This window comes from Streptococcus sp. 714 (assembly GCF_013277115.1).
In the GTDB taxonomy this organism is placed as follows: domain Bacteria; phylum Bacillota; class Bacilli; order Lactobacillales; family Streptococcaceae; genus Streptococcus.
The window spans coordinates 88,730-99,002 of the sequence record NZ_VMMH01000017.1 but is presented as its reverse complement, the minus strand read 5'-3'; the positions used below and the strand labels follow the sequence as shown (position 1 = coordinate 99,002).

At 40.5% G+C, this 10,273-nt stretch carries 8 protein-coding genes; 5 read left to right on the top strand and 3 right to left on the bottom strand.

The annotated features are described in order from the left end of the window. On the top strand, positions 1–1,290 hold the full coding sequence (gene ftsY, locus HT718_RS06695) for a signal recognition particle-docking protein FtsY (protein ID WP_173267948.1): 1,290 nt from the start codon (positions 1–3) through the stop codon (positions 1,288–1,290). 45 nt (positions 1,291–1,335) lie between these two features. Here ftsY and zwf read toward each other — a convergent pair whose 3' ends face one another. From zwf to HT718_RS06680, 3 genes are all read right to left on the bottom strand, one after another. Next, positions 1,336–2,823, bottom strand: a complete 1,488-nt coding sequence (zwf, locus tag HT718_RS06690) for a glucose-6-phosphate dehydrogenase (protein ID WP_050261511.1) — start codon at positions 2,821–2,823, stop codon at positions 1,336–1,338. 150 nt (positions 2,824–2,973) lie between these two features. Beyond that, positions 2,974–3,714: an amino acid ABC transporter ATP-binding protein gene (locus HT718_RS06685; protein WP_001096322.1), complete on the bottom strand. Its 741-nt coding sequence runs from the start codon at positions 3,712–3,714 to the stop codon at positions 2,974–2,976. After that, on the bottom strand, positions 3,714–5,879 hold the full coding sequence (locus HT718_RS06680) for an ABC transporter substrate-binding protein/permease (protein WP_173267947.1): 2,166 nt from the start codon (positions 5,877–5,879) through the stop codon (positions 3,714–3,716). Before HT718_RS06680 ends, HT718_RS06685 begins: the two co-directional genes overlap by 1 nt. A 173-nt stretch (positions 5,880–6,052) precedes the next feature. On the opposite strand from HT718_RS06680, the gene HT718_RS06675 reads away from it, so the two are divergent. From HT718_RS06675 to HT718_RS06660, 4 genes are all read left to right on the top strand, one after another. Continuing rightward, the gene (locus HT718_RS06675; protein ID WP_173267946.1) at positions 6,053–7,006 is read left to right on the top strand and encodes a CPBP family intramembrane glutamic endopeptidase; all 954 of its coding nucleotides are present in this window, start codon (positions 6,053–6,055) and stop codon (positions 7,004–7,006) included. A gap of 76 nt (positions 7,007–7,082) precedes the next feature. Next, positions 7,083–9,071 (top strand): excinuclease ABC subunit UvrB, encoded by a 1,989-nt coding sequence (gene uvrB, locus HT718_RS06670; RefSeq protein WP_173267945.1) that lies wholly within the window; start codon positions 7,083–7,085, stop codon positions 9,069–9,071. A gap of 9 nt (positions 9,072–9,080) precedes the next feature. Next, positions 9,081–9,707 carry an NAD(P)H-dependent oxidoreductase gene (locus tag HT718_RS06665; protein ID WP_125451647.1) on the top strand — a complete coding sequence of 209 codons (627 nt, stop codon included), beginning with the start codon at positions 9,081–9,083 and terminating at the stop codon, positions 9,705–9,707. A 14-nt stretch (positions 9,708–9,721) separates the two neighbouring features. After that, on the top strand, positions 9,722–10,207 hold the full coding sequence (locus tag HT718_RS06660) for a GNAT family N-acetyltransferase (RefSeq protein WP_125451648.1): 486 nt from the start codon (positions 9,722–9,724) through the stop codon (positions 10,205–10,207). The last annotated feature ends 66 nt before the right edge of the window (positions 10,208–10,273 follow it).

The window sequence follows — 10,273 nt, the reverse complement described above, 5'->3', positions numbered from 1 at the left end:
ATGGGATTATTTGACCGTCTATTCGGAAAAAAAGAAGAACCTAAAATCGAAGAAGTTGTAAAAGAAGCTCTAGAAAATCTTGATTTGTCTGAAGATACTGATCCTGCCTTCACAGAAGCTGAGGAAGTTCCTCAAGAAGAAGCAGAAGTTGAAAGTTCTGAAGAAGCTGTGTTTGAAGAAGAGGAAATCCAAGACACAGTTGAAGAAAGTGTGGATTCAGAGTCAGTTGTAGAAGTTTCTCAAGAAGAAGTCGAAGAATTGCCAAACTCAGAAGAAGTCACAGAGGAAGAGAATCCTGAGCGCGAAGAAACTGTAGAAGAAAATAGTTCTGAAGTTCTTGAACCGGAAACGCCTCAAGCCGAAGAAACCGTTCAGGAAAAATATGACCGCAGTCTTAAGAAAACTCGTACAGGATTTGGTGCCCGCTTGAATGCCTTCTTTGCCAACTTCCGCTCTGTTGACGAAGAATTTTTCGAGGAACTGGAAGAACTACTGATTATGAGTGACGTCGGTGTGCAGGTAGCTTCTAACTTAACAGAGGAGCTACGTTACGAAGCTAAGCTTGAAAATGCCAAGAAACCTGATGCACTTCGCCGTGTCATCATTGAGAAATTAGTTGAGCTTTATGAAAAAGATGGCAACTACGATGAAAGTATTCATTTCCAAGATGGCTTGACAGTTATGCTCTTTGTTGGTGTGAATGGTGTTGGGAAAACCACATCTATCGGAAAACTAGCCCACCGCTACAAACAAGCTGGCAAGAAGGTCATGTTGGTTGCGGCAGATACCTTCCGTGCAGGGGCAGTAGCCCAGCTAGCTGAATGGGGCCGTCGTGTGGACGTTCCAGTTGTGACTGGACCTGAAAAAGCTGACCCAGCCAGTGTGGTCTTTGATGGCATGGAACGTGCCGTGGCTGAAGGTATCGATATTCTCATGATTGATACTGCTGGTCGTCTGCAAAATAAGGACAATCTTATGGCTGAGCTAGAAAAGATTGGTCGTATTATCAAACGTGTTGTGCCAGAAGCACCTCATGAAACCTTCTTGGCGCTTGATGCATCAACAGGTCAAAATGCCCTAGTACAGGCTAAAGAATTTTCAAAAATCACACCTTTAACAGGAATTGTCTTGACTAAGATCGATGGAACTGCTCGAGGTGGTGTTGTTCTAGCCATCCGTGAGGAACTCAATATTCCTGTAAAATTAATTGGTTTTGGTGAAAAAATCGATGATATTGGAGAGTTTAACTCAGAAAACTTTATGAAGGGGCTCTTAGAAGGCTTAATCTAATCAGAAGTAAAAATCCTGCAAGGTACAAACTTGCAGGAAATTTTTTTATTCTAAACGACCATCTTGACGATAGGCGATATCTGGTTGCCAAGTCCATTTTGCACCGAATTTTTCAAGTAAATCAAAGCTGGCTTGAGGTCCCATGCTTCCAGCTTTATAGTCATGAAGTGGGGCACCATTTTCAGCCCAGAGCTCTTCGATACGGTCAATCAATTTCCATGACGCACCAACTTCATCCCAGTGGCTAAAGTTAGTTGAGTTGTTGTTTAAGACATCATAAATCAATTTTTCGTATGGTTCTGGAGAAGCACCAGTTGCGGTCGCGTCTGTACGGTAATCAAGTGAGTTAGGAGCCAAGTTGAACTCTTCTCCTACTTGCTTCCCATTTAGGCTAAGAGAGAAGCCTTCTGTTGGTTGGATATAGATGGTCAAAATATTTGGAGCAAGTGGTTCTCCAAAGATAGAATCCATTTGTTTAAAGACGATGTTGACATGAGTTCCTTTTTCAGTTAGTCGTTTACCAGTACGGAAGAAGAAAGGAACACCACGGAAGCGATCGCTGTCTACAAAGAAAGCACCAGATGCAAAGGTTTCAGTTGTAGATTCTGGATTCACATTTGGCTCGCTACGATAAGAGATGTATTTCATGCCATCAATCTTACCAGAACGGTATTGGCCACGGATAAAGTGTTCTTTAAGCTCTTCATCAGTTGGATGATAGAGGTTTTTAAAGACCTTAATCTTTTCAGCACGAATCTCGTCTTTTGTGAAGCTGGCTGGCTTATCCATAGCAAGTAGGGAAAGAAGTTGGAGTGTATGGTTTTGTACCATGTCGCGGAGGGCACCAGATTCATCATAATAGCCACCACGTTCTTCTACACCCAAGCGCTCTGCAAAGGTAATTTGAACATTGTCGATAAAGTCCTTGTTCCAAACATTTTCAAAAATCAGGTTGGCAAAGCGAACTGCAAAGATGCTTTGAATCATTTCCTTACCAAGATAATGGTCAATACGGAAAATTTGTTCTTCGTCAAATGTTGCTAGGAGCTCGTCATTTAACTTGCTTGCAGTTGCGTAGTCTGTTCCAAATGGTTTCTCAACGATTAAACGCTCAAAACCTTTACCATCTACAATGTTTTCAGACTTGAGGTGCTTAGCAATAGTTCCAAAGAATTGAGGAGCCATAGACAAGAAGAAAAGCTTGTTGTGTTCAGCTTGGTACTTGTCATTTAATTCAGCCTGCAATTGACGTAGAGCAATGTAGTGTTCTGTATCATTGACATCATGGCTTTGATAGTAGAAGTGGCTAGCGAACTCTTGAGCCTGTTCGGTACTATCTGCCAAATCAAGGATGGATTCGACTACAACAGATTCAAAATATTCCTTGCTCCAAGGACGACGGGCAGTTCCAATAACTGCAAAGTGCTTGGAAAGATTGCCGGATTTATAAAGTCTAAAAAGGGAAGGGTAGAGCTTGCGTTTAGCCAGGTCTCCACTCGCACCGAAAATTGTAACAATAACCTTAGATGACATCTAGCTACCTAATTTCTATTTTTATTCCTAGTCTTGCTAGGTATGAGGAAATCTCATTTCATAAACTTAATTCTAACATAATTTTCCGAAAAATCAAAAAATCCAATACGAGATAGAAAAAAACTGCAAGGAAATCCTTACAGTTTAAGTTTAGACGTTTAAGACCTTGTCCAAGAACTCTTTCAGACGTGGGTGTTGAGGGTTATCAAAGATTTGATCAGGTGTTCCGTCTTCAAGGAACTCGCCATCAGCAGTAAAAATAACGCGGTTGGCAACCTGACGGGCAAATCCCATTTCATGGGTAACGATAATCATGGTCATGCCTTGCTCAGCCAATTCTTTCATAACGTTCAGTACATCTCCGACCATCTCAGGGTCAAGGGCAGAAGTTGGTTCATCAAAGAGCATGATGTCTGGATTCATTGCTAGTCCACGAGCGATGGCCACACGTTGTTTTTGACCACCTGATAGGCTATCTGGGTTGGCATTAGCTTTATCTGCTAGCCCAACCTTGTCAAGCAACTCCATTCCCAATTTCTCAGCTTCTTCCTTAGTCATCAACTTGTGCTCAATAGGAGCAAAGGTAATGTTGTCCAATACAGACATGTGTGGGAAGAGGTTGAAGTGTTGGAACACCATTCCGATATTTTCACGGACGTGGTCAACGTTGGTAGTTTTTTCAGTTAAGTCATAGCCGTTCACAGTGATATGTCCGCTAGTAACTTCTTCTAGAAGATTAAGGCTACGGAGGAAGGTTGACTTACCAGAACCGGAAGGACCGATGATACAAACAACATCTCCTTCATAGAACTTAGTTGTAATTCCTTTTAGGACCTTATTTTTTCCATATTGTTTATGTAAGTCATTTACATCAATTTTTAATTTTGCCATTAACGAATCCTCTTTTCTAAGCGTTTCGCTAGTCTAGTCAAAAGTGTGATAATTACAAGATAGAAGATAGCAAGGATTGCATACATCTTGAAACTTTGGTAGTTACGGGCAATGATGATCTTACCAGTTTGGAAGAGTTCAACCAAACCGATAGCAGATACGATAGTTGTATCTTTAAGTGCGATAACGAATTGGTTGACAAAGTTTGGCAACATCAATTTAGTTGCTTGTGGCAAGATAATCTTACGCATTGTTTTTCCGTAAGAGATCCCCAAGCTTCGGCTGGCTTCCATTTGACCAACTGGAACGGCCTGAATACCACCACGAACGATTTCAGCTATATAAGCAGCCGCATTGAGTGAGAGGGCAATAGTACCAGCTACGAAGTCGTTAATTGGACTTTGTTGGCCTGTGATAGACTCTATGAAGTTTGGAATTCCCCAGAAGATGAAGGCTGCAAGAATCATCAAAGGAATACCACGGATAACGTCAACAAAAATCTCAGAGATCACACGAAGAGATTTGTAAGGGCTAACGCTAAACATACCAAAGATAATTCCGATAACAATAGCAATAGCAAATGAGATGAGAGCTAGAGCAAGAGTGATACCAAGCCCGCTAAGGAGTTGTTTGTAGTTATTTTGAAGCAAACCCCAGATAGTTGTCTCATCAACAGTGCTTGTTGAAGCAGATGAAGATTCGCTAGCTAGGTATTTATCAAGAATCTTTTGGAATTCTCCGTTTGCTTTAAGGTTTGCAAGTCCGTTGTTGAACATTTGAATCAATTCTGGATTTGCTCCTTTTTTAACGGCAAAGGCTGTTTCACCGATTGGAGTTCCAGCGATAGGAGTTTTCAATTTTTGACCTTGGCTGATAGAATATTTAAGGACAGGCTCATCATCCATAACGGCATCAATGGCTCCAGTGTTTAAACTGTCATACATTGAAGAACCATCTGCAAAGGTTTTAATTTTGTAACCGTATTTGCTTTGATTTTCTGTTAGGAAGGTTTGAGAAGCAGTTCCGTTTTTAACACCAACTGTCTTTCCTTTTAAATCTTCATAAGAAGCAATGGTGCTTGATTCTTTGACACCAAGGATAGTATTAGCAGTGTAGTATGATTCTGAGAAGTCAAAAGTTGCTTTACGAGCATCTGTGACAGACATACCAGCAATGATACCATCAGCTTGACCAGCTTGGACAGCGCTGATAGCTGCATCGAAGCCAGGGTTAGTAATTTCAATTTCAAAACCTTGGTCTTTAGCGATTGCCTTAATCAAATCCATATCGATACCAGTATATTGGTTGCTTGAGTTTTGGAAAACAAAAGGTGCAAAAGAAGAATCGCTGGCAATAATGTATTTAGCTTTAACAGGAATAGCTTTTAATCCTGCTAGAGTCGTTGTAGTTGGCACTGCTGAAGATGATGAAGCGGTCCATTTCTTGATGATTTTATCAAGACTACCATCTTTTTTCATTTCAGCCAAGGCTTGGTTAAATTCAGTAACCAAGTGCTCGTATTTGCTTCCTTTTTTCACACCGAAAGCAAAACTACCAACAGCTTCCCCATCCATTTCAATATGGAGGTCTTGACCTTGGTTAATCGCATACTCGATAACAGGTTTGTCATCCATCATAGCATCGATAGCACCAGCACTTAAGCTGTTGTTCATCAAATCACCAGTGTCAAATGTTTTAATAGTAAAGCCGTATTTATCTTTGATACTTTCAAGGAAACGTTGAGCGGCTGTTCCGTTTTTAACACCAACAGTTTTACCTTTTAATTGGTCGTACTGACTAATCTTGTGTGACTTTGTAGTTGCAATGACAACTTTTGTATCATAGTAAGTATCAGACATGGTGAAAACTTTTTCACGTTCTGCTGTCTTTGTCATTCCTGCCATGATAGCGTCAGCTTGACCAGCTTGAACCGCATTGACCGCTGCGTCAAATCCAGGATAGGACATCTGAATGTGCCATTCTTTAATTTCAGCAACTTTGTTGATAATGTCAACATCAATTCCTTTATAAGTTTGATCTGAATCTTTAAACTCAAAAGGTGCATAGGCGGTATCAGATACAATCTTAATCGTCTCTGCTTTCGCAATACCTAATGAGAAAATTGGGAATAAAATTAGCAAAAATGCTAGAAATTTTTTCTTCATTTTTAGTCTCCTTTTCCGAATATTTTCCCATTATATCAGAAAAAGTAAAAAAAGGCAAATTTTTATATTTTTGTGTCAGAAAATATAACATCATTTTTTTCTTTTCTTTCTTGATTTGCTACCATAAAGTGCTATAATAATAGTATATAATAGTAGAAAAAGAGGGCAGGGATATGAAGGACAAAAGAATATTTAAAGACTTCCAAGCTTCAAAAATGAGTTTATATATTTACACAAGCCTCTTGTTTGCCTTTGTTTTTGTCTTTATAGGAGAGTTGGTGGCTTATACTTTGTATGGTATTAGTTTGTTAGCTCTCATCGGACTTGCTAGAAATTTTGGAGAGACTGGTCAAAATCTTGCAACTTACCTGCAGACCTTGCAACAGAGCTTGATGGATAGAACAAGTGACTTTCGATTAATTCTAGAATTATTGTCCTTTGGTTTTATTCTCAATACTGTGTTCAGATGGACAAGAAAAGTTGAGAAAAGACCTATTCGCACCTTGGGATTTTATAGAGAGAATTTCCTCAGCAATCTTTTTAAAGGATTTGGTTTAGGTCTGGCACTTTTTCTTCTGACCTTGTTAGCTTTAGTGGCCTTGGGGCAATATCGTTTGGAGTCCATTCACTTGAATCCTTATTCGCTTATCTTTGTTGTCTTTACTATTCCATTTTGGATTTTACAGGGGACAGCAGAAGAAGTGGTGTCCCGTGCTTGGCTCCTTCCTCAATTGGCCTCACGAACCAATCTAAAACTTGCTATTGTTATATCTAGTCTATTCTTTACCCTGCTTCATATGAGCAATTCTGGTATAACACCTTTATCTCTAGTGAATCTCTTCTTATTCGGAGTTGCCATGGCTCTTTACCTTCTCAAAACCGATACAGTTTGGGGTGTTTCGGGTATTCATGGCGCCTGGAATTTTGCTCAGGGAAATCTCTTTGGGATTTTAGTTAGTGGTCAACCATCAGGAACGTCATTGATGACCTTTTTACCACAAGGCGATCAGGGCTGGCTATCAGGTGGATCTTTTGGGATAGAAGGATCTATCATGACAAGTCTGGTCTTGCTACTGCTGATTGTCTATCTAGCCTATCAATTAAAGAAAGAAAATGAGAGGATGTGACTTTGGTCCGTCCTTTTCTTCGTGAAAATGCTACAAGTATGCTAAAATAGGAATAGCACATGGAGAGAGGATTCTTATGATCAATCGCATTACAGATAATCAATTTAAACTAGTATCAAAATACCAACCATCTGGCGACCAACCCCAAGCTATCGAGCAATTGGTTGACAATATCGAGGGTGGAGAAAAAGCTCAGATTCTGATGGGGGCGACTGGTACAGGGAAGACCTATACCATGAGTCAGGTCATTTCCAAAGTCAATAAACCAACTTTGGTTATTGCCCACAATAAAACTCTAGCAGGACAGCTCTATGGGGAGTTTAAGGAATTTTTCCCTGAAAATGCAGTTGAGTACTTCGTATCCTACTATGACTATTACCAGCCAGAAGCCTATGTCCCTTCTAGCGATACCTATATTGAAAAGGACAGTTCTGTTAACGACGAGATTGACAAACTCCGCCACTCAGCGACTTCAGCCCTTCTGGAGCGTAATGATGTCATCGTTGTGGCTTCCGTTTCTTGTATCTATGGTTTGGGTTCGCCCAAGGAATACGCTGATAGCGTTGTGAGTCTGCGTCCAGGTCTTGAAATCTCTCGTGATAAACTCTTGAATGACTTGGTAGATATCCAGTTTGAGCGAAATGACATTGATTTCCAACGGGGGAGATTTCGTGTGCGTGGGGATGTGGTGGAGATTTTTCCAGCTTCCCGTGATGAACATGCTTTTCGAGTAGAATTTTTTGGAGACGAAATCGACCGTATTCGTGAAGTTGAGGCTCTGACAGGTCAGGTCTTGGGAGAAGTGGATCATTTGGCAATTTTCCCAGCTACTCACTTTGTGACCAATGACGACCATATGGAAGTTGCCATTGCCAAGATTCAAGCAGAATTAGAAGAGCAGTTAGCTGTCTTTGAGAAAGAGGGTAAACTGCTTGAAGCCCAGCGTTTGAAACAGCGGACAGAGTATGATATCGAAATGTTGCGTGAGATGGGCTATACCAACGGGGTTGAAAACTATTCTCGTCACATGGATGGACGGAGCGAAGGAGAGCCTCCTTATACGCTTCTTGACTTCTTCCCAGATGATTTCTTGATTATGATTGACGAGAGTCACATGACCATGGGACAAATCAAGGGCATGTACAATGGAGACCGTTCGCGAAAGGAAATGTTAGTTAATTATGGTTTCCGTTTGCCGTCTGCTCTGGACAATCGTCCTCTCCGTCGGGAGGAGTTTGAAAGCCATGTTCATCAGATTGTTTACGTTTCAGCGACACCTGGTGACTATGAAAATGAACAGACCGAGACAGTGATTGAGCAAATCATTCGTCCGACAGGTCTTTTGGATCCTGAGGTGGAGGTCCGTCCGACTATGGGACAGATTGATGACCTATTGGGTGAAATCAATGCCCGTGTTGAAAAGAACGAGCGAACCTTTATCACCACCTTGACCAAGAAAATGGCAGAAGACTTGACCGACTACTTCAAGGAAATGGGTATCAAAGTCAAGTACATGCACTCGGATATCAAGACCTTGGAGCGTACTGAGATTATCCGCGACTTGCGTTTAGGAGTCTTTGACGTTTTGGTCGGAATCAATCTCCTCCGTGAAGGGATTGACGTTCCTGAAGTGAGCCTCGTAGCTATTCTTGATGCTGACAAGGAAGGATTCCTTCGAAACGAGCGTGGCCTAATCCAGACTATTGGACGTGCTGCCCGTAACAGCGAAGGGCATGTCATCATGTATGCGGATACGATGACTCAGTCTATGCAACGTGCCATTGATGAAACGGCCCGCCGTCGCAAAATCCAGATGGCCTATAATGAAGAGCATGGTATTGTACCACAGACAATCAAGAAAGAAATCCGTGACCTGATTGCCGTGACCAAAGCAGTTGCTAAGGAAGAAGACAAGGAAGTCGATATCAATAGCCTCAATAAACAAGAGCGCAAAGAACTCCTCAAGAAACTTGAAAAACAAATGCAAGAAGCCGTCGAAGTGCTTGACTTTGAACTAGCAGCACAGATACGTGATATGATGATGGAAGTGAAGGCGTTGGATTAGGGGAATTTTATGAATATTTTAGTTATCAATGGACATCCTGATAAAGAAAGTTACTGCCAAGCAATTTTTCAAACGATTGTAGAAAATATAGACTCAAAGAGACATGAACTTGAAATGATTAATCTTAATGAGGAAGAGTTTGATCCTGTTTTACGTTATGGTTATCGACAAAGAATGGAGGACGATCCGTTTATTCTACACTCTCAAGAATTAATCCAGTGGGCAGATCATTTCATTTTTGTTTATCCTATTTGGTGGAGTAGCATGCCTAGTCTATTGAAGGGGTGGATTGATCGTGTTTTTACGCCAGGCATTGCATACTCCGCAAATAATCGAGGAAGCTTTATTTTGAACTACTTGAGAGGGAAACAGTTCAAAAAGTTACTAAAAGGAAAAACAGCTAGTATCTATGCAACATCTATGGCACCAACTTGGTGGTACAAAGTATTTTCAGGTTCTATTAACATTCCAGACAGTTATGGAATATCAGTATTAAAGAATGCTGTATTGAATCATTGTGGCATAAAAACAAAGAGGGTTTCAATCTTAGGAGAGTTAGGCCGTGAAGTAAATACAAGTTCAACAAGACAAAAATTTCTACACAAAGTAGCAAAGGAAGTCAGGGCGTTGGATTAAGGAGAAGAAAATAAATGACGGTTATTATCAAATCAATGGGAACTCCTGAAGAGATAGAAGGTAAATCCTTCGTTCATTGGCAGACGTGGAGAGAGGCTTATGATGACCTTTTACCTGCAGAATTTCAGGAGACGATGACATTAGAAAGATGTCGATTCTTTAGTCAAAAATATCCAGAAAATACATTGATCGCGATGGATGGCATGAAGGTAGTTGGTTTTATCAGTTATGGAAACTTTCGTGATGAGACTATTCAAGCTGGCGAAATTATTGCCTTATATGTTTTAAAAGACTATTATGGAAAAGGTATTGCACAAAAGTTAATGAAAGCAGCTTTGATTGCTCTTGATCATTTTTCTGAAATTTTCTTATGGGTATTGAAAGATAATAAGCGCGCCATTGCTTTCTATCAAAAAATGGGCTTTACTTTTGATGGACAAGAAAAGATGCTTGAACTTGGAAAGCCTATAAAGGAAAAACGGATGGTATTTCAATACTAAACAATTTTAAAAAGTAGAAGCTAATGGCACTGGTACCAAGTCTAAAAATTTAATAAATTAGAAAGC